At 59.1% G+C, this 19,886-nt stretch carries 9 protein-coding genes; 3 read left to right on the top strand and 6 right to left on the bottom strand.

Features of this window, described 5'->3' with window-relative positions; translation table 11 throughout:
• Nucleotides 1-20: 20 nt before the first annotated feature.
• Entirely contained in the window at nucleotides 21-2,564 is a 2,544-nt protein-coding gene (locus AC07O3_RS25595) for a type I restriction enzyme HsdR N-terminal domain-containing protein (protein WP_495340648.1), read from the top strand.
• A 64-nt stretch (nucleotides 2,565-2,628) separates the two neighbouring features.
• On the opposite strand, the gene AC07O3_RS25600 is transcribed toward AC07O3_RS25595, so the two are convergent.
• The 6 genes from AC07O3_RS25600 to AC07O3_RS25625 all read right to left on the bottom strand — a co-directional run bounded on the left by AC07O3_RS25600 (nucleotide 2,629) and on the right by AC07O3_RS25625 (nucleotide 18,362).
• Complete coding sequence (locus tag AC07O3_RS25600) at nucleotides 2,629-8,070, bottom strand: FtsK/SpoIIIE domain-containing protein (protein ID WP_495340649.1); 5,442 nt, start codon at nucleotides 8,068-8,070, stop codon at nucleotides 2,629-2,631.
• Nucleotides 8,067-9,593 carry a methylation-associated defense system protein MAD7 family protein gene (locus tag AC07O3_RS25605; RefSeq protein ID WP_495340650.1) on the bottom strand — a complete coding sequence of 509 codons (1,527 nt, stop codon included), beginning with the start codon at nucleotides 9,591-9,593 and terminating at the stop codon, nucleotides 8,067-8,069. Before AC07O3_RS25605 ends, AC07O3_RS25600 begins: the two co-directional genes overlap by 4 nt.
• The gene (locus AC07O3_RS25610; RefSeq protein WP_495340651.1) at nucleotides 9,590-11,488 is read right to left on the bottom strand and encodes a hypothetical protein; all 1,899 of its coding nucleotides are present in this window, start codon (nucleotides 11,486-11,488) and stop codon (nucleotides 9,590-9,592) included. The genes AC07O3_RS25605 and AC07O3_RS25610 overlap by 4 nt, the downstream gene beginning before the upstream one ends.
• Before the next feature lie 686 nt (nucleotides 11,489-12,174).
• On the bottom strand, nucleotides 12,175-13,641 hold the full coding sequence (locus AC07O3_RS25615) for a phospholipase D-like domain-containing protein (RefSeq protein WP_495340652.1): 1,467 nt from the start codon (nucleotides 13,639-13,641) through the stop codon (nucleotides 12,175-12,177).
• Entirely contained in the window at nucleotides 13,638-16,985 is a 3,348-nt protein-coding gene (locus tag AC07O3_RS25620) for an AAA domain-containing protein (protein ID WP_495340653.1), read from the bottom strand. Before AC07O3_RS25620 ends, AC07O3_RS25615 begins: the two co-directional genes overlap by 4 nt.
• A 198-nt stretch (nucleotides 16,986-17,183) precedes the next feature.
• The gene (locus AC07O3_RS25625) at nucleotides 17,184-18,362 is read right to left on the bottom strand and encodes a DUF4236 domain-containing protein (protein WP_495340750.1); all 1,179 of its coding nucleotides are present in this window, start codon (nucleotides 18,360-18,362) and stop codon (nucleotides 17,184-17,186) included.
• On the opposite strand from AC07O3_RS25625, the gene AC07O3_RS25630 reads away from it, so the two are divergent.
• Nucleotides 18,262-18,753 carry a hypothetical protein gene (locus AC07O3_RS25630; protein ID WP_495340756.1) on the top strand — a complete coding sequence of 164 codons (492 nt, stop codon included), beginning with the start codon at nucleotides 18,262-18,264 and terminating at the stop codon, nucleotides 18,751-18,753. The two genes, AC07O3_RS25625 and AC07O3_RS25630, sit on opposite strands and share 101 nt — an antisense overlap.
• 233 nt (nucleotides 18,754-18,986) lie before the next feature.
• Nucleotides 18,987-19,766 carry a DUF8426 domain-containing protein gene (locus tag AC07O3_RS25635; protein ID WP_495340654.1) on the top strand — a complete coding sequence of 260 codons (780 nt, stop codon included), beginning with the start codon at nucleotides 18,987-18,989 and terminating at the stop codon, nucleotides 19,764-19,766.
• Nucleotides 19,767-19,886: the final 120 nt, after the last annotated feature.

Genomic DNA, 19,886 nt, shown 5'->3' on the forward strand with positions numbered 1-19,886 from the left:
ACGTTCGGACAAAGGTCGTCGTGCCTTGGTTGCTCGCGCACGGATTCTCCCTTGCAGCGCTTTCTCTCGAATTCTCTTTTCGGATTCGACTTGGCAAATCAATCGTGCATGTCGGAGGAGGCGCAACCTCTCGCGACGAAGCGTATACGACATACTCTCCTCGGGCCGATGTCTTAGTTCGCAACGAGCGTGGCGAGAATTTGCTGATTGTTGAAGTCAAGGCGCCAGGCGAGGCTCTTGACGACCAAGCGCGGGATCAGGGCATCTCGTATGCCAGATGCATCGCGGAAGGCAACATCGCGCCCTACGTGGTATTGACCAACGGATTGAGCAACCGCGTCTTTGATAGCATTTCAAGGTCAGAAGTCGGGCCGGACGTGCGACTGAGCGCCGCTTGCGGTTCCAGAAACCTCTACGTCACCACTGACGATCTGTCGCTGCGCGCAGAAGCCCTCGAGGCGCTCATATCGTTCTCGTCAGAGAACCTCATAGCTTTTTGCGAGGCGCAGGCGCGCTTTCGCATGAAGCCACTATCCGGCGAAAGACTCGATTCCGACAAGAAGTTCATTCCCGACCTCTTTGTGAAGAGGGAAGATGTTGCGTCTCTTCTATCGGATGCTCTCGACGGCAAGGCCCATCGCGTGACGTTGCTGATAGGTCACCCGCAAGTCGGCAAGACGAACGTCGTTTGCCACACAGTCATCGAGCGGCTCGCGCTCGGGCAGCCGTGTCTCTTCTATCCCGCCATTGGCCTCCAGCAGTCCCTTTTAGCCGAGATCGCGAACGACTTCGAGTGGGAGTTTTCCGGCGCATCGGACACTTACAGCCAGTTGGCGCGCAAGATGAACAACGTCTTGCAGCGGACAAACAAGAAGTTGACCATCTTTATTGATGGCTTGAACGAGGCAAGCGTTCAGTTGGCCCGCGCAATCGACGCTGATTGCAGCCGATTGTCCAGCGATCGCATTCAGATCGTCATCTCACTGACGCACAGCTCAGCGACAAGAGTACTGAGAGACGCCGGGGGAAATTCCTCCTTTCTTGCTGAGGAAGCTGGCATCTCCAGTCAAGGCGCGAGCCTCATTGAACTTGACCCTGAGGCCGCAGCCAAGACAAGCGGCTGGAATTGCATCCACGTGAGACGTTACTCGCCCCGCGAGTGCGATCGAGCCTATGAGGTCTACGCGTCCGCGTATCAGGTGACTGTTCCGGGGTCCCATAAGAAGACACTGGATCCTTATGTGCTGGGCATCGCAATGAAGCAGTACCGTGGAGAGCGCCTCCCGGAGTCTTTGGATGAACCGAGCCTTCTCAAGAGCTTCATCGTCAACAAGATTGGACGTGCTGTCGGCCTGGAGAACTACAACGTTCTTCCTTGCCTGCGAGAACTTGGTAGAGAGATCGTTCGCAGCGGCGCGCCGGTTCCTCTTGAAGCCCTCTGCAAGATATGGTCGCATCCAATCGCTCAAAAGATACCTAGCGGTTTTTTTGAATCGGCATTGTTGATGACCGAGATCGACGCGAACGGTCAACCCTCAGTGGACTTTTACTACGGCCGGGAGCGGGACTATGTCATTGCGTGCATGGCGCAAAATTGGCCTCGGAAACTGGCTAGCCAAGAAGACATGGAAATCGAGTTCTCCATCTCGGCTGACACTGGCGCCGGAAAGGACGCCTTGGGTTGGTTTCTGAGACAGCCACCCACGGTGGAGCTACTGAAGGCGCGGCCCGGGGGAATTCCGTCCTATTCAAACCCTCGCGTGAGGCGAATCCTATTGTTGTCACTTTGCGAGTACTCATCGTCGCGTGGCGAGGAGGACGAGGACCTGCTTCGTTTTGCAGTGGGGAGCGCGCTGAACGATCCGGACAATCTTGCTCGCATCGAAGCTGTCAAGCTCGTAGCGCTAAATTCCGGCGACTCGGACCAACTAGCTTCCGTGCTTGGAAGTGGTTCGTCTCTGAGTGACTTCATCGGGGCCATTCTCGGTATCAGCGAAGAATTTCCATTCCAGGCAGAGGCGGCCGGGCGAGTAGTTCTGGATGCGCTGCGATCATTGCACTGGGACTTTGGTGACACAGACGATGACGGCATATCACAGATAAGTGACATCTTGGTCGGCCTGAACGAGCACCCGCTGGCCAACATTCGCAAAGAATCCAATACCTGTCTCGGCTACGTCGCCCCGTTCGCATTTGTGCAAAGTCTTTCCGAGAAGATCGAACGACAGTCGAAACACATACATCAAGGCAACTTTGGGGAATTTGCAGAAGGAATCAGGAATGCCGCAAACGAGTTGAGTGACTCCTATTACGGAAACATGTGTCCGGGAGCTCTTGACGGCATTCTTGAGGACCCCGATTACCAAGCGGCCGAATATCTCAAGATGAGTCGGAGTCTCGGCCCAATCATTCGTGTCTTTGGTGGCATCGGCGGGATCGACACCTTCCAATCAATTTTGGAAGATCTCGGTCGCGGCCTGGAGGAATCAACAGATATAACAGAGAGTGGTCCGTATCTTGATACGCATACTCTTCCGTTACTCTTTGAAGACGAAGGCAAATAGGTTCGCATAGCTCTCAACGGACCCCTACACGGGTTTCTTTGCCTCGCACATGTTGCAGCGTCGCTTACAGATCGCCTGAGTTTGCAGCAATTGCCGCGACCGCAAGGCCGATGTCTTCATCGCTGAGAAATGGTGCCTGGGCGTAGACCAGGCCTTGTTCGCCTGTGAGCTTCGCGGCCATGTGACCTTTACCAAGTAGCAATTCGGCGCCCGACCGATCCAGCGTGATTTTCGATGTCGCCTCGCTCGCCACTTTCAAGATCAGCCGGTTGCCGAGGTTGTCCCGCAGTTGCATCGGCATCACGTCCTTGTCGGGCCGCTGGGCCGCGAAGATCAAGTGGATGCCAGCGGCGCGAGCCTTAACGCCCAACCGCTGCACTGCGGCGCTGACGGCTTTCTTGTAAGCATCGTCCAGCATCCAATCGGCGAACTCGTCGTGGACCAGGAAGATCAATGGGAGACGGCTCTCTGGCGCGGCCTTGGCGTTGAAGCTGGTCAGATTATTCGCGCGAACGTTGTGGAACTGCTGATAACGAGACTCCATCTCTTGGACGAGACCTTCGAGAATGGTTGCCGCGCGAGCTTTCTCAATGACGATGGGCTCGCGCATATGCGGCAGCACTTCGAGTGGCGCATAGTCCACCCCCATCTTGGGATCAATCAACACGATCTGCGCAAGCTCCTTCGGATTGGTCGCGGCAATATCGAGAAGCAATGACTGAACCAACACCGATTTTCCACTACCGGTCGCCCCTGCCACCAGCGAATGCGGGTCGTGCGACGAAAGGCCGCCGAATTCCCCTCCCAAGTTCAGGTAAAGAATCGATCCATTGATCTCCTGCAGCCCCAGGACGAATGATGTGTTGACTCCCGCCGCGTTGCGATTTAGCGAGCGCTTCGCCCAAAGGTCCCAAAGCGATACGGATTGACGCTTCGCGCCAGCGATGGTCACCACGATCTCACCAGGCATCGGCTGAACGGTCACCAAGTTGATGGCATGCGTCGTGAGAAGCTGCATGCGTTTGGCTTCAATGTCCTCAACACGCAGCCGGTCCGAACCCGCCAACTTCACCAAGCAGCCATTGGGCGTGAGGCGCGTTCCCTTGACCGCAGCCTGCAGGCCGTAGCCGTTGAGCGCGATGCGCAACTTTGCGGTGACCTCCTCCGCCCATGCTGCGCGTTCATCTTCGGAGCTACCTGCGACGCGGGACTTCTCCGCCACCAATGCGTCCAGGTGGCCCCCCGGCAGGCTGGATGCGCCGGCATGGGGAACACCTGGCGTTGCGGGCTGCGACTCCGCGACGGGGGTCGCCTCCTCCAGTGACGGGACCGCTGCTTGGCCGGGAGGATTGGATGGCTGGACGGGTGGCGTCGGCGTACGAGCGCCGGAGTCGTGGTCGGTCGGTGGCGGGCCATCAGAAGGTGGAGGCGGCGCAGCTCCCGAAGCGAGAAGGCCCACCATCGATGTCCAAGTCACCCTGGGCGCGGGCAATTTCATCTCCTCAGATCCCCAGGGCGTCTGGGGGCCGAGCGCCTGGCGCACGGTAGCGGGATTCGCCTTTGACGCATAGGCCTCGGCAAGCGCCCGAAGCTCCTGCCTGTCGAAGACCTCCTGCCATGCTGTCAAGCCGTCGCCTCCGTCCATCGAGCTTTGCTCGGACTGCGACACCGAAGAGGCTGGGTCTGCTGAATGAACGAAGACGTGCGAGTAACCGCGCAGAGAGATGGGAGCTTCCCCCGAGCGCAGCCGCGCGCGCGCCTTTTCCAACAAGTTCGTGGCGCCTGGCGGAATATGCGCGTCGAGCAACAAATCGGCCAGACGGGAAAGCCAGACATCGCGGTCGAGTCGTCCAGGATCTCCAAACAACGCACTCCTAAAGACGTTGAGCGTCGACAAAAGCTGGGCCTTTGAATGACGCTTCGCCTCCGAGCACGCATCGCCGGCCACATATTTCGATTCAACGATGGCAATGTGAAGGTGCGGTTCGCCATCGCGCTCCTCCACGCAAAGCGCGAGGATGTCTGCGATCCGGCTTTCCTTCTGCGCGAGCCAACTCGCATAGTCGTCCAACAGAAAGAAGGCGCAAAAGCTTGGGCGAGCACCCGAGCCAGCCAGCGCCTTTAGCTCAGAATCGACCAGATATCGACTCAGCACCAGGCCAAGCATTTCACCGGCCGACACGCCGCGCTTCGCGGCTCGCATGACGATGTCGCCGGAGATCGATAGAGCATCGTTCTTGACGCCCGCGACCACGCTCTCAAGCGTCGCCTCGTCGATTGACAACCCCAATTCTCCGAGGCGCCGTCTTGCCAGCACCCCAAGAAGTCTGAGCTCCGACGTGGAGCTCACGATCATGTTCCGCCCATTGGTAGACGCGCGACGGTAGCGCACGATGGTGATGCCATTTTCACGAAGCTGCCGCTTGTCCAGCAGCTCGTCATACGTGGCGACCCATTCCGCCATCGAATGGGCATCGTCAAGCGTCTCTTTGAGCGCGGCACTCTCCAGCGATATGCGGCGCGCGGGCAGAACGCGCTCGCCATCCACGGGATCGGCGCGGCGCGCGATGGAACCCACGGCCGCGACATACGCCCAGCCGGTGGCGGTCTGCTGCGGGCACGTGAGGAACGTGGTCGATTTGAGCTCATCCTCACCCGACACGCTGCGGTAAGACCACCTCGATGGCGCGTGCTCCAAGCTGGGGCGCTCGTTCGCCCATGGCACCTTGATCCATTCGACGCCCGCCGCGCGGGAAACCACGTCATGCAGAAACGCAATGTCGAAAGGCTTAAATCCAGCGGACGATGGAGGTGTCGACGCGGCCGGAACCGCGGCGATTCGAAGTTTGGAAATGAAGTTCTCTGAAGTCTCGCTGACGACTGGCAAGTCGGGATCGTCGCCCGCCTTGGTCACGAGCTCGGCATAGACCTGTCTGAGCTTGTTCGGATCGCGATGACGCACGGCCACGGCGCACTGAAAATCGTCCTCGCGCTCGGCTTGAACGCGCGAGAGCTCGTGAACGACCGCGAGAGGCAACTCGGCGGCGTCCGCGTTATACAGGAGCACGCTCAGGTTGCTAGCCTCGTGAGGCTGCAAGCTCACATAGCGATCCAACAGCTCCTTGACTTGCTTTGCCGCAGCAGAGGGGTCAACGTCGGTGAGGAACTCCTGGTCGCCACTCACCGGCATCTCCATCAGGCTGTAGCCGTTGACGGTCGCGCTCTCGGATACGAGCTCAGGCGAGCCGGAGCGCTCGGCAATCGCAATCTCAGGATAGAACGGGTGCCGAATTTCGTCGGAAAACTCTTTGATGAAGATCCCTTGATCCCCAAAGCGGACATCCACACCGGCAAGCAGATGCGACGCCAGGCCAGCAACGCGTCGAGTCTTGACCGCAAGCGCCTTCATGCGCTCGGGGTGCCACGGCGGGATGATGACACAGGGCTGCTCGCCAGACACGCGCACCGTCCCGATAGAAAGGATTTCCGCCACCAGCTTCGAGCGGCAAACGTCGCCTCGCGCGTGGATCGCCAAGGCTCGCAACAACTCAGCATAGGATTCCGACTGGCGCTCCACGGCTTCGCCATGCAACCCGAACGCGATGAAATCCTCCATCGCCTTCGCATAGTCCCCCTCGAAACGATCCCACGCCTCGCGGACCGCATCTCGCTGCTCAGGGGTCAATCGCCCTTGCGTCGCCAATTCATCGATGCGGCGCTTAATGTCTTGCCGCATGCTTTTGAGTTTTCCTGCGGGCGGCACCAACGACCCAGCGTCCGCGGAAAATGTGGCTTCCAAGGTCGCCGTGTCGTCAAGCGATACGCTCTGCACCCCGCCCTTTTTGCTGACAAGGCGCCGCGGAACGGACGTGCAATTGATGCCGCCCTTCTCCATAAGCCTTTTCATGTCGTCGACCATCGCAAGGCCGATCGCTTCCGGCTTGAACGACCAGACCAACTGGCTCTTCCGAAGCTGGACCTCTTGGCCATTCACACGCTCGTTGAGAACAGCGTCAAATTTGATCTGGACGGCCGCGCGCGCCACGGACTCAGATGGCTTGGGAGGCTTGTTGAGGCGCTCGTTTTCGAACTGGAAGAATGGCCGATACGCGAAAATGGGATCGAGATGTCCAGCCGTATGCATCTTTGTCGAATGCCACCGCACTCGCTCGCCCATCAACTCCTTGAGCCCTCGATACATCGCCGAAAAATACGAACCCACATCGTAGTTGTATCGCTCGCGCCAGACCTTCCGACCCTTGGTCACTGTCATGTGCAAAACGCGTTCGCCTTTGGGCTCCGGCGCACTCGCCACGAGTCGAGAGACAAGTTCAGAGAAGCCTTCTAGAAAATCCACGCAGTCGATGGGCTTGCCGTAGATGATCTTTTCCCACTTGGCGAGTAACGGCTTGTTGTCCTCGAAGAACGAGCGATGGCCTTGAAAGAACTCCTCGTCAGCGTCGTTCCACTCTGAGCGCTTTTCGCGCGTCTTCAAATCCTCGAGGTGGGCAAGCCACTCCTTGGTGAGCACCGGCTCGTTGAGTTCGTTTTCGAAGAAATACAACGTGTCCTCGGCCAGTCCACGCTGCTGCTCACGCGGCTTTTCGAAGATGAAGTGAACTCCATGCTCTTCCCACTCCAGCTCGGCAACGTCGGAGCGAGCAGCGCTGTCGGAGTCCGAGGCCTTGATGAAGGCGTCCAGCACAGGCCGCGCAGCGGCCGAAATCGAGGCCAGGTTGTCCTCGAACCGCGCGCGCATGTCATCCTGATCGATGACCTGCCCCGTGGGTCTTCGCTTGAAAAGAAGCGGCTGGCGGCTGGTGAAAAGCTTGGCAAACGCCTTTCTCCAAGGCGCAAGCTGCTTGCCGTAAGTTTTGGTGCTCGCGAAGAATGCTGTGTCACGGGGAAGCCCGACGCAAGGAAGAGCCCAACCGACGGCGTTCCGAATGGGCAGGCCGCGCGACGGGTGAAAAGCCTCGCTGATCTTCGAGCAGAACTCGCCAAGTTGCACGAGAGAAAGATCGGTCACATGGACCAGGCCAGAGATCGCGGCGGCAAATATCGCCCGATCTTCGACAGTCGGCGCCAGCGATGCGACATGGCACGTCGCCTCCACCCAAAACTTTTCATGCGAGCGCAGCTCTTTCGCGCCGAGGGCGGCGACGTGCCCCAATGTATCGCCCAAGCCCGGCTCGGTGCCGTTCGCCGTAAGCATCACGCTCTTCGCGGGGTCCTGATTTCGCGCGGCGCCGGCGTTCTCCGACGTCAGCGCATCTTCCGGGAGTCCCTCTCCCTGCACCAACCAACGCGGGATTCTGAGCTCCACGCGATCGGCGAGCATCGCATTGAGGCGAATCTCGCGCACTGCCGCCGCGATCTGGCCGCCGTCGAGTTTGTCGAGGCGAAAATACGACGTGTCCGGCGGAGGCTCGCCCTCGGCAATCGCGGGAAGCCGCGAAAGAAGGACAGACGCCACGACGCGTCCGATGATTTTGTCGGCGCTCACGAGACCACCTCGGCAGCGAAGGGATTCTCGACAAAAGAGCAGGAGTCCGAGAGCCTGCGGACTAAACCCAGACCCACAAGCCTGGCTTCCAGCTTGTCCTTGTTGTCGCTGAGCGCTTCTTGGTCGACTTGCTGCGACTTCACAAGGCGCGCGCCTTCAATGTCGCCGACGATCAGACCGTATCTGGAACGGGCGAGCGCAAGGAAATCGTCGAACTGCATCCGCTTGTCGACGACCGAGACAACGAGAGTCTTCAGTAGTTTGTCGTTGGGGGCGTAGCGCGTGCGGCGCGAGAGACGCCGTGAGGTGAGCCCCAACGCGCGCGACCACGTCCCGTGAATCTTTCCAACGTGATCCTCATGCCTGGACTCGGCTGCTACCGCCAGCTTTGCGACAAGCTCATCGCCCGTGTCAGCGTCCGTCACGCTCTCATCCGAGCCATTCGCTGCAGGCCATTGAAACCAAGACTGCATCAAGGCAGCCGCCGCTCCATTGGGGTCCCGCGACTGCAAAGCTTGCGCCCACTCGTTGGTCATCCGAATTTTCTCGACTGCAGCGCGCACGGCGCGATAAGACAATCCTTGATTGGCCTGGAAAGACTCGCCGGACAATGCCCTCACCTTGGTTCGCTCGCGAGAGACTATCTCGCACACCAATTCCACCGGATCAGAGTCTCCCGCCTCGGCTTTCGCGCATTCAAGGAAATAAAGGAGCGTGTTCAGACCTGCGTTGGCAATCAAGTGCTCCAATGCGTCGTAGACAGGCATGTCGCGAGAGAGGATCGCTAGCCAATCCTCACAAATGATGTCGAACCGAGGATGCCGCTCGTAGGGCAGGTAGCCCAACGGACGATCATTGGCCGCGAACTCGGGTTCGCCTTGCAGAGCGCGCGCCAGCCTGTTCATGGGAGCGCTGGCGTCGAAGAGGCGCTCCTTCAGCAAGGCACCTAGTTCCGGGCCGCGAGTCGCTCGGGAGAGCATCAAGTAAAGTAACTCGCCTCCACGGGCGAAGAATCGACGGTCGTTGCTGGCCGCTCCATTGGAACCCACGCGCACATCCTCATATAGCGCGTCGGGCCCGAATGGGAATACGAATTTGGAGCTCCACCGCTTGTTGCTTCGCGCCTCGAACGCAGACGATCTCAAGAGTTCGACCGCCTTAGCAAAATCGTCAAACTCGGAGAAGCGAACCCGCAGATAGTTCAAGTCCCACTCGCCCAGCGACACGCAATCTTGCGAAAACCGCTCCGTCCACTGGCGCCATTTCTCGTCGTTGGAGATGGAGCGTTGGCGGATGGACTCGACATAGGGATTGTTGAACAGGAGCGCTCGTAGCCGTGTTTGGCGTTGCGGCCTGAATCGCATGGCATCCGCGTTCGTGGGCTGCAGCGGCGCTTTAAGATTCGAGCCGAGAACTCCAAGAAACTCCAGCACGAGCAGATGGGGATGCTGGTCGTCGTGAAGCCTGTGACCCCAGATGTGCTCGTCAACAGCGAAGTCGACGCCTTCAATGCGCGGCCTCATGCCACCGTCCTTATGGTCACCGGCCGTGAGAACCCCATGCCAGATTGCTCCATGTCGATGAAGTTGAGCGTTAACGTTTGATCGTTCGCCGCGTCGTCCTCATCGTCGGCTGCTCGTTGACGCCTTAGCAGCTCGGCCTTTCGCAGAAGTCGAGCCTTGAACGCAAGCAAGTCTTCCAAGCACTCGTTCGAGAAACTTCCGGGGAGAGCTCCGTCGGCAACGCGACAAAGAAACTCAAACCTTACGGGAGTCAGCGCCAAGGAAGCAGGACTCTCCTCGTTCGCGACCAGCGCCACTTCGACCAGAGGCCGGCCAGAAAGGGCTTCCAAACGCGCGCGCATGCCAACGCCGCCAACCCGCCGTGCGGGAGCTTCCGTGTCGCACAGCACGCTTACGCGCGACTGCGTGTACCCCCCTGAACTGGCCACGAAAATCTTGTCGCCATTCTCAATCAGCAGGCCCGTCATGACACGATTTAGGCCCTTGGCAAGGCGGGCGCGCGTGGGTTCCGATATGGGCCGCTGTTTCGCAACGTCCGCCGTCAACGCGAGATATTCACCTGCAAAACAAAAGACAGACAGAGGCCAGTGCGGGTAATCGGGGTCGCCGTCCGGCGTGGTGAAGAACAGTCTTCGGCGCTGCGCCTCGAGGCGAGAAAGGAAGGCAGTCGCGCCTGCTTCCAATCGCGCTTCTTCCTCACCTTCCAGATATTGGCGCAAGTCCGCCAGATAGCCAGCATTCGCTCCATAGACGGAGTCGGATCGTAAAAGACGGTCAAATGCGGGTGCCAAGGTTGGGTCGTCGGCGCCATAAACCATGAGGCCATCCGCCCCGTTTGTGGTCTCCGAACCGATGCCGAACGAAGCCAATGCCTGAAACACCAAGCGTTGCCTCATTTTCTTCTTCAAGTTTGCGCCGAATATGTTTGAGTAGATGCTCGCGCTCTCCACGTCTTGGCGGTCCTGAATACCGGGCACGTCGGCGCATGTCATCAGCCCCTCTTTAGCGTTGGGGTGGCCTAGGATCATGTTGGACGCGAGAGTGAGCATGTCGCGCACCGGGAGATGCCAGCCATTGAGTTTGGCAACATCGGTAACGTCGCCCAATCGACGGGCCAGAAGCCCGCCGTCCCCGGTTCCCAACATCCGATTTCTATTCTCGTAGATTGGGCAGACCCTGCCGTCTCCTTGATGCCCACAACCGTCGCACTTGTCCCATTCCGGATGGCGTGCGACAGCGGTAAATACATTGTCCAGTGTCTCGCGGTTCACCGAATTGCTCAGATCGAAAATTGCGAGCCTTGGCATGGGATGCGCCGCCTGCAAAAATGCGTTCTGAATGACTTCGCGCAACTCGCTTTGGCGTCCCCGTCGATTTCCAAAATCCCTCAATCGCTCGAGGATCTGGCCATGGTTAGCGGCGATAACCAGGAATCGCTGATCCTCTTCGCCAAGCGCCGACTGCTCAAGCAGATTCATGGCGGCATCACTCAAGTCTTGGCCAAGTTCACTAAGGTCTTTGACGAAAACGGCGACCCGCCCATCGGCGAGGGTTAACTCTTTTACGACGCTAGCCGCGGCCCAATCGCGACTGTTCCCGCCCAAATCCAGCCACAGGCTTCTGCAATGGAATGTTTTGCCGTCGCCTGCAGTGCCCGCAATCAAAATTGAGCCTGGCGCGCCGGTGGCGACGCGCTCCTGAATGTCAGCGAGCCGCGGCGTCGGTAGATTTATCGCTTGAACTTTGGCCTTCGCAAGGGCTTTAGTGACATGCTCGTCAAATAAGGCGCCATTCTCAGGAGTCGGCCCGTAGGAGCGCAGAAAGCGAACCCATGCGTTGGCCGGGTGGCTGCCTAAAGCTAGCGCGCCCGGCGGGGCCGGCGTGGCATCTGTCATTTTGCTCTCTCCATTGGCGAACAGAGGGCACTGGCCCTCCCCTCGGATATCTTGGAACGTCTACGCGTCCTCTAAGGCCATTATTGCCCGAAAACTCTAAGGCTTTTTACTTCCAACCTTCTGCCCAGCCGATCGGGACATCGTCATGTTCGGCTACTTATTCGGAGTGCTTCTGCATTGTGGTCAACCGACGTTCAAAGCCATGAATGTATTCGCGAATTCGCTCGACTGCCTTTGCTGCGGTGAAGATGGCAAGCGGATCTTTCGGGAAAAATTGATCCGACTGTGCAAGCACCCGGCGCGCTGCTCTACTCCAATACGCGATTGTTTAAATCGTCCCAGGACGCATCCTTTCGGATCACCGACAAGGAACCTCTACGCTCTTCCAACAGTCCATGCTCAAACCGAACACTTCTCAATTCCACCCGCCTTCTATCGCTCTTGTGCGACGTAGCGCGCATTCCCGCGTTCAGCCGCTCAGCGTTCTTCTCTGGATGACTTGCGCGCCACGGACGCGCTCATTGATGAATCGATGCGAATCTTCCTCATAGCGGTGCACGCTGTTGAGTTGATGGTCACGAACTGCTCGAAGTTTCATGGCCCACAGATATCAGACGCATAGTTGACGAAGTTTTTGCTTCTCGGTGTTCATTTGCTGCATGGTATTGATGACGAGGCGGCCCCTTTCACTCGCTTGCGTCCTTCGTCGGTTTCGATGCACGACTTGCGCCAGCGCTTGGCCCGGCATAGCCCTTCTCTAGAAGTGCGAGACCCAGGTCGTACCGCTTGTCGACGTGCTGCTTCTTGCGGAATACCTCGCCGTACTCGTCACGCGGCCTGTCGCGGGGATCGCCCTTGAAGGACAGCCAGTTGAAGCTGGTTGTTACCGCAAAGCTGTCATCCGATACCAAAGCCTTTCGATGGGTGTTACCCACGTAGACCAACTTGAAGTTCGGATACTTGCTGGCGAGCTGGCCCAGGTCTCGCTCAGCCTGAGGCGTGATTGGCAACTTGTTTTGTGCGGCGTTGCCGCGTCCGCCGGCCTCCCCGTCGTCAATGCCGTAGCCGATATGGACGACGACACCTTTCCGCAACAGCACCTCCAAAGAGGCGATGAATTCCCAGTTGACGACCTGATGCCGGATCCAGGGGGAGATGATGAGCATACGCTTCTGCGATGAAAGCAGCGCTTTCCTCAGAAGCGCGGGATGCTCGTGGCACAAAACCGATTGCACCGTCTCGCCCTCAGGAATTGCCTGAAGGTTCTTGATTGCTGGCGCGCGTGGCGGCGTCGTAACGGCTTCTGGAACTTCGGGCGGACTTTCCAATGAAGCGTCCGGACTCTCAACCAAGGTCTCCGTGGGCTTTGCATCGGGAGCTTGCGTGGCGAGAATCTTGGCTCCAACCAACTCCGGCCCACCCATCCTCCTGAAGCAGGTCTCATGTTCCAGCGCCGGCCCATCCTCCCGCCAAAACGCCACATCAATCTCTGAGCGTTGTGCCTGACTACGATAGAACAGCATCACACAGCCCAGGTAATGGAGTTCACGCCGCTCGACCCGCCGAATGGCCAACAGTTCACCCTTGTCCTCGAGGCCTGCGCGTTGTTGCTGAAGAACTCGATCGAAATCCTGCAGAGAAATATCCTCAACTTCCGGTCGTTTTGCCTGTCCAGCAGGGATCTCGACAAGCCCGAACTCCCGCATGTCTCTAGGCTTGTTCAATTGCTCGGGTGCCACGAGCAGAAGCTTTCTCGTCAGCGCATCGAAGCAAACGCGGACGGTCCGCTCTTGAGGACGCGTGACGGCAAGTTCGGCCAGCGTCAGCCGCCCCTTCGCCGACAGCGTGACCTTCGCAGCATCATCGCCCACAGCGCGCGAATAGTTGATTTGCTCCGTGGTGTTGAGCCCTGCCAGTACCGGCGTCAGCACGTTCGCTGACAAGCCAAGAAAACTCACGATGTCGCTGGGTGTACCAAGACCGGCTTGCACAGCTCGGAGGACACCTTCATCGATAGGGCCAAGTGGTTTGCGCTCAAGCGTGAGGATGCGCAACGTCAACACATAGACAGGCAGCCCAGCTTCCTTGAACGTCGCGAGTTCGTAGCCAGGCCGCGCATTTGCGGCCTGCTCCAGAATTTTTTCGAGGCTCATTGCGACATCTCCTCAAGAGCGCACTCATTCGGATTGCGTCGGATGTAGTCAATTACGTCCTTCAGTGGATTCACCGCCCCTGGAACGGTCTGGCAATAGACATGATCGCCGACGATGGCCAGCAATTCCTTCCCTCGTGAGAGGGCTACGTTGATGCGTTCCATTTCCCTCAAGAAGCCGAGGCCCTGGACCTCCGAACGCGTGACCGAAAAGATCACCATGTCGGCCTCCCGTCCTTGGAATGCATCCACCACGTTGACATAGATTTCGGAGAAACTACTCCAAGCGTGCCGCTTGGTCTGAATGGCTGTCTGCAGCTTCGAGCGCTGTTCGCCGTAGCCGGTCAGCACGGCCACGCTGATTTGCTTGCCCTTTCCTTTCCCCTTCTGCATATAGAAGTCCACACGGCTTAGCAAGGTTGCGATGAATTCCACCTCAACGTCGTTCACATAGGATGTACCGATACGCCGCGAGGCACGACCAGGCTTTCTACTTGTCGAAAACCACATCACTGGCTTCGCCAATGCACCGGCAAGTTTGGGGTCGGGGTCTCGAGGCATGCTCTTCAGGTTCGACGCATAGAAGCACTCGGAAACGAGATCTCCGATAGCAGGCAGCATGCGATGCTGAGTCGTCAACGTCTTGTGCAGTTCTGCTGGCAGCGAATCACGCAAGTGGTTGAACAACGTGGCCTTCTGATCCTCGGGCTTCAATCCATATCGCTCCAACAGCCCTTGGGTCCGCAGTTCAGGGTCTTGAAATGGCGAGAGCTGCCGACTGTCACCCACCAATATGGTTCGCCTAGCCCGTGACATGGGAACCAAGGCCTCGGTTGGAGTGGCAATCGAAGCCTCGTCCACGATACATAGGTCATATACGATGTCATTGCGTCCGGGAATACTCATGACCCCCAAACATGTACCGGCTACAACCTGGGCAGATGCAATGACCGCCGCTTGAAATTCCCGACTTCTGCCAAAGCGAGCCTCCCAGTCAGCATGCGCGAGCATAAGCGCCTTCAACTGAACGCCCGAACTGGTGCTATCTGAATAAGCCTCGGCCCACCCACGAAGATCGGCTGCCGAACACTCGGCAAACTCCTTGAGTTCATCCTTCGAGTCCACATGACTCGCCAGGTCCTTCACGGACTCTTTCAAAGCTTGCTCCAACTCATCGCGTTCGCGCACCATGCCTTGGTACCGGTCGTCCAACTCGGCGCGCGAATCGGAGTCCAATTGCTTTCGGTGCTCGTCGGTCATCTGAGGCTCAAGAGCACGCAAGTCCACGTCCACATGTTCGAGACGGGTCTTCAAGACAGCATGGCGCTCCAATGCCATCGCGCGTCGAATATCCTTCAGGCTTAGTCCTCGCTCCACAGCCCAACGCTCCATGAACGCTCGGCCAGAGCCCAGTGCGGCCTTGCGAAGTTCAGGTAGCTTGGCATCCAACAGCAACTTGCGCGTGCTTTCGGCGATACGGTCATCGCCCTCTTGTCCGATGCGAACCGCGCTGACGGCCCCTCCTGACTGCTTGACGATGCGCTCCAGCGAATTGTCCAAGGCCACATGAGTTTGAGATGTCAGCAGCACCCGAGCGTTGGGCTGCGCCTTCAGCGTCTGAAGCACCAACTCGGTGATGAAAGTAGTTTTTCCCGTCCCGGGCGGCCCTTCCACCAGCAACAAATCAGGGCCCGCCAACGCGGCCAGAATGGCCTCTTTCTTGTCGTCGTCGATGTTCTGCTGAATGAATTCGACCTCGGCCACAGCGGGCACCTCAACCTGTTCGGGATTGACAATTTGGCGCCCCAAATCCGGATTCACCGACCGCCCATACCGAACCGCCTCAACTGCAGACTTCTGCTTGTCCAAGGCGACATCGCTCTTGGTAGTGTCGGTTTCCAGGGTGCCCTGTTCTGGCACCGCATTCATGGCGACTCGGTTGCGCTCGCTAGGGCGGATGAACACAGCCGAGCCGTCGACCGACAACACGCTGCCCCTGAACATGCCCGTCGCACCGGTATCGATGACCACATCCTGTTCAACCAGGGCCACACCTGAGATGCCCGGTTTCAACGTCAAGGTTAGGAACTCGCCTCTTGCGTCACACGCCACATACGGCACGCGTACCTTGCGCATCTTCTCGAGCTCGGTCTTGGCACTCAACAGATCCAACCACGTCTTGTACAAGGCCAGCTCACGCTGCTCAAGCTTGCGCAGCTTCTGATCGCCCGCGAATACCGCCAGGCGCTCGAGCAATCCGTCGATGGCCTGGCTCGACTGCGCCGCTGTTGCCCCTGTCAAGGCGAACCGCGCCGCGGGGTCGCAACAGAACAGGCGTTGCTTCTCAACGTCGGACGGCGGGAGCTCGACCGCATCCACCAACAGCAGCCTGTTGCCGCTCTCATCGCGGATGGCCGTGTAGCGGTATTTGTTGCCATACAGCCGAACGGCCCGGTCTTCGCGTCCGGGCTGCGGGGGAAGGTCCTCGCTCCGGGCTTCACTCAAGTCACGCTCAGTGAACTTGTCGGCCCATTCGCCCTTCAGCGCCATGTCGTACTCGACGATGCCGCGAACGCGCTGTGTCACAGCGAGAAGCACCACGGGCTGCGCGGCCACCGCGGCAGCTGGCGCTGCACGCTCCAGCTCCGCAAGCAGCGCGATGGCATTGGTCGGTCGCGAACCAGGCGTGTCCAGAGCCAAGCAGCGTCGCAGCACCTTGCGCACAGGCTCATCTATGTTCAGACGCTCCAAAGCATGTAGAAGGTCCCCATGCGATCCGAGCGATTGCCTGCTCAACATCGCTGTGGTCAACGCCGCAAAACCGAATACATCACGGCTGTAGCTGTAGCTACCGTCGTCTTGTTCCGGGGGAGCATAGGGCGCGGAGGCGAACTGGGCCAAGGTGACGCCAGGTGCCAGGAAGTTCCTGATTTTCGAGATGCCGAAGTCGCACAGTTTGACCTGCCCATCTTCCGTGACCAACACATTGGACGGCTTGATGTCTCGATGCACAGTCGAACGCGAATGCGCAAAAACGAGAGCGTCGAGAACGCCTTTCCCCACGATGCGGAAGTACTCTCCCCAGTCAGCGAACTCTTTTGTTTCGGCGTATGTACGCAGGTCCTGCTCAACCCATTCCATCGCGATGAAATGGGCATCGTTGACTTCGTCACGCCCTGAATCCAGGATGCGCACGATGTTGGGGTGCCTTAGGTCAGAAAGCGCCTGTACTTCACGCCTGAACGACTCTTCGATGACCGCGTCAGTGCCTTCACCAGTCTGAAACACTTTGAGCGCGATTCGATTTCCGGTTTCGGTGTCAGTGGCGCAGTACACAGAAGCCAATCCACCGCTTCTCGGATTACCACGTGTGATATACCGAGCGTCAGAGAACGACAATCGCTTGGCCTCCTTTCGCCCAGCTATTGCCGAGATTGTCAGCTTTGCTCCATCACCCATTTGGTTTCCCCTCTTCGTTGGATCGGCTATTGACACCTCCAGCACGGTGCCACAAGTTCTCAACTTCTTTGGCGCCCGATGGCCCTACCTAGCACGTGCCCGCCAGGCGTTCATATGCCCGCCCTGACCGCTTGCGCCAGCGCGCCAAGCCTGCGAGAACGATTCGGTGGCGTCCACATTGCTCACCATGTACTCCTCGTTCATGCCGGTGGTCGACTGAAAAATCAGCTTTCCGTAGACTGCCACGGGGATCTGGTAGTTGTCATTGAACCGCTTGTCCGCGGAACCGTCCTTGTTCGCCTTCGCCCACGCGTGGCCGACGACCCTGGCATCCTCGGGCACACCCTCTTCCTCAATGAACCGAGTCGCCGAGAATTCCAGGTCCAGCTCGGCGTATTCCAGTAAGGCGAAGTTTTCGGCGGCCACAAAGTAGATCGCGAATGCGGGGTAGAAGTAGATATCGCCACCATTGGCATTCCCCAGATGCGGAACCGCCCATCCTGCCTCGATCAGGTCGCACTTTCCGAGTTCGAAGCAGGCAGGCTTGCGCACCACGATGCGCGAGGCGGTCGTGCGCTCGGCAACCCGATTGGCGGCGCGTTCGCCGATGGTGTCCCATACCTTACGGGAAGCAGCCATCACCGCGAACTCGTCCGAGAAGCGATGGAATGCCTGTTGAACATCTGGTGGCAAATCGAGTTGCATCTGCAGCTTGGCCAGGCCCTCCTGCTCCTCGCGATGCGCGCTCGCCTCTTCCGCTGCGACACGCAGCTCCTCGAACCGCTTCGTGAAGAGCCTGTGCAGTAGCCACCCATTCGCCCAGCGCTTGTACTTGGCGACGGCAGACTTCTCATGATCGCGCCACAACGCGAGGTCCTGGCGAATCTCCCCGAGTTCCTTGCGGGACTGCAGCAGGAGGCGCTTGATCTCCGCCAAGCCGGATGTCGTCAACACGCCAGCACCGGCGCTCCGGATATCTTGAAGATCAGGCTCATCGACCGGTAGCCCAATCGCTGGGGGAGGTGTGAAGGGCATCGCACCCGGAGCACCCAAGGAACCATCGGTGGTACCAGCACCGGACGACCTCCGCCCGGTCCTCCTTGAGCTTGGGCCGGAAGCCAGTGGATGCCGAAACGAAAGACCCGTTCCGGGGACGCGCGCCGTGATCGAAGCGCCGCGAGAGCCACTGCCGATCCTCAGTGGCCCGACTCCGACCGACGTGGAGATGCCGCCCGGCGACAGCGTGAGCCGAACCCCGGGCAAAGGAGAAAAAGACTTACGGAAACGCCATCCCATGATGAGCGCCAAGGTAACCCTGGGTCACTGGCATGGCATCCCATATTCTGGCGATGAAGAGACGCTGCAAACCCTTACGCTCAGGCAGCATGGACATGCTCGATGGAGCCCTTCGCCCTATATCACCATCCGTACCATGATCGAGACAGAGATACTACCCGACGAGGAACTTGGCGCCCAGGCCACAGAATGGCGCCGGCGGGCGTTGCAAGGCGACCTGCATGCCCGCGGCGTCGCCCATCAACTGGAAACCGAACTGCGCCGGCGCGCTAGCGCGCTCCCCCCTGACTACGACACGCTGGACTTGCGACCGCTCGAGCACCGGCAGGTGAAGCGACGTTGGTGGAGGCCTTGGTGACCACCAGCTGCTTGCATCGAACTTGTCCTGCCCCATCGTGCGCGATCAATGCCGCCCCGCCTGTACGCCCGGGGACTGGGTTGTGGGCATCTTCTATTTCTTTCCCGCGCTGCAGGTTCTGGCGATCGAACCTTGGATCGAGTCGTTCGCTCGGCTTGCGTGAAGCCCTGCCCTGCGAACACCGCCCGCCCGGGCCATCGATCTTTCCACCTCCCTCCCTTCTTTGATCGGCCATGAATATCTGGCGCCTCATTCCTCACCACGCGGACAAGCCGAATGCCTATCGCGAATTCGTCGAATCCGGCCGCATCGCCATCGGCTGGACCGAGGTGGGCGATCTGCAGGATGGCGCCGCCTCATCGGTGGAAGATATCAAGGCGTTGATCAGATCAACGCTGCCTCACCTTCAAAACGCGTCGCTTGGAGGCCCCAGCCTCTGGAATTTCTGGCGCGGCATGCAGATCGGCGACCTGGTCCTGGTCCCCTACGACAAGGGACGCGCCGTCTTCGAAGTAACGGGTGGCTATCAGTTTCTTCCACCCGGCCAGCGGATTGCAGGTTACGGGCACACACGATCAGCACGGCTCACAGCCATCGACGGCGAACAGCTGTGGATCGATATCGGCGGCAGGGTCGGCCCAGGCCAGAATCCTCAGCTGACCACGGCCCTGTGCGAACGGACCGCGGCAGCGGAGCGCAGCGTCTACCTCGAGGGGGCCAGGTACACCCTGTCCAGCACGGCGTCGGAGCGCAATCCGCTCGCGCGCGCCGCCTGTATCGAGCACCACGGATGTAAGTGCAAGGTTTGCAACTTCGATTTCGAGAAACGGTACGGCAAACTCGGCAAGGGCTTCATCCACGTTCACCACATGACGGAACTGGCGACCCGCGAGGGCGAGCATGAAGTCGACCCCATCAATGACCTCGTGCCCTTGTGTCCCAACTGCCACGCGATGGCGCACATGGCCAGCCCACCTCTCTCGGTCGCTGCGCTTCGGGCATTGCTGCGGTGAACGGCGCGCAAATGTTGGCGGCAGCGCAGCCGGCAAGCGAGACTCTCTCCCCAACCGGGTAACGCCAGAAACAGCATCGTGCTGGACCACCGAGAGACGACGAACCGATACGCTGGCTGG

The sequence above is a fragment of the Variovorax sp. GW821-FHT09D05 genome, from assembly GCF_059416325.1.

What these genes read in the sequence shown, in the direction of transcription:
- AC07O3_RS25605 (WP_495340650.1), bottom strand. Translation starts at nt 9,593, where the DNA reads ATGAGGCCGCGCATTGAAGGCGTCGACTTCGCTGTTGACGAGCACATC.
- AC07O3_RS25610 (WP_495340651.1), bottom strand. Translation starts at nt 11,488, where the DNA reads ATGACAGATGCCACGCCGGCCCCGCCGGGCGCGCTAGCTTTAGGCAGC.
- AC07O3_RS25615 (WP_495340652.1), bottom strand. Translation starts at nt 13,641, where the DNA reads ATGAGCCTCGAAAAAATTCTGGAGCAGGCCGCAAATGCGCGGCCTGGC.
- AC07O3_RS25635 (WP_495340654.1), top strand. Translation starts at nt 18,987, where the DNA reads ATGAATATCTGGCGCCTCATTCCTCACCACGCGGACAAGCCGAATGCC.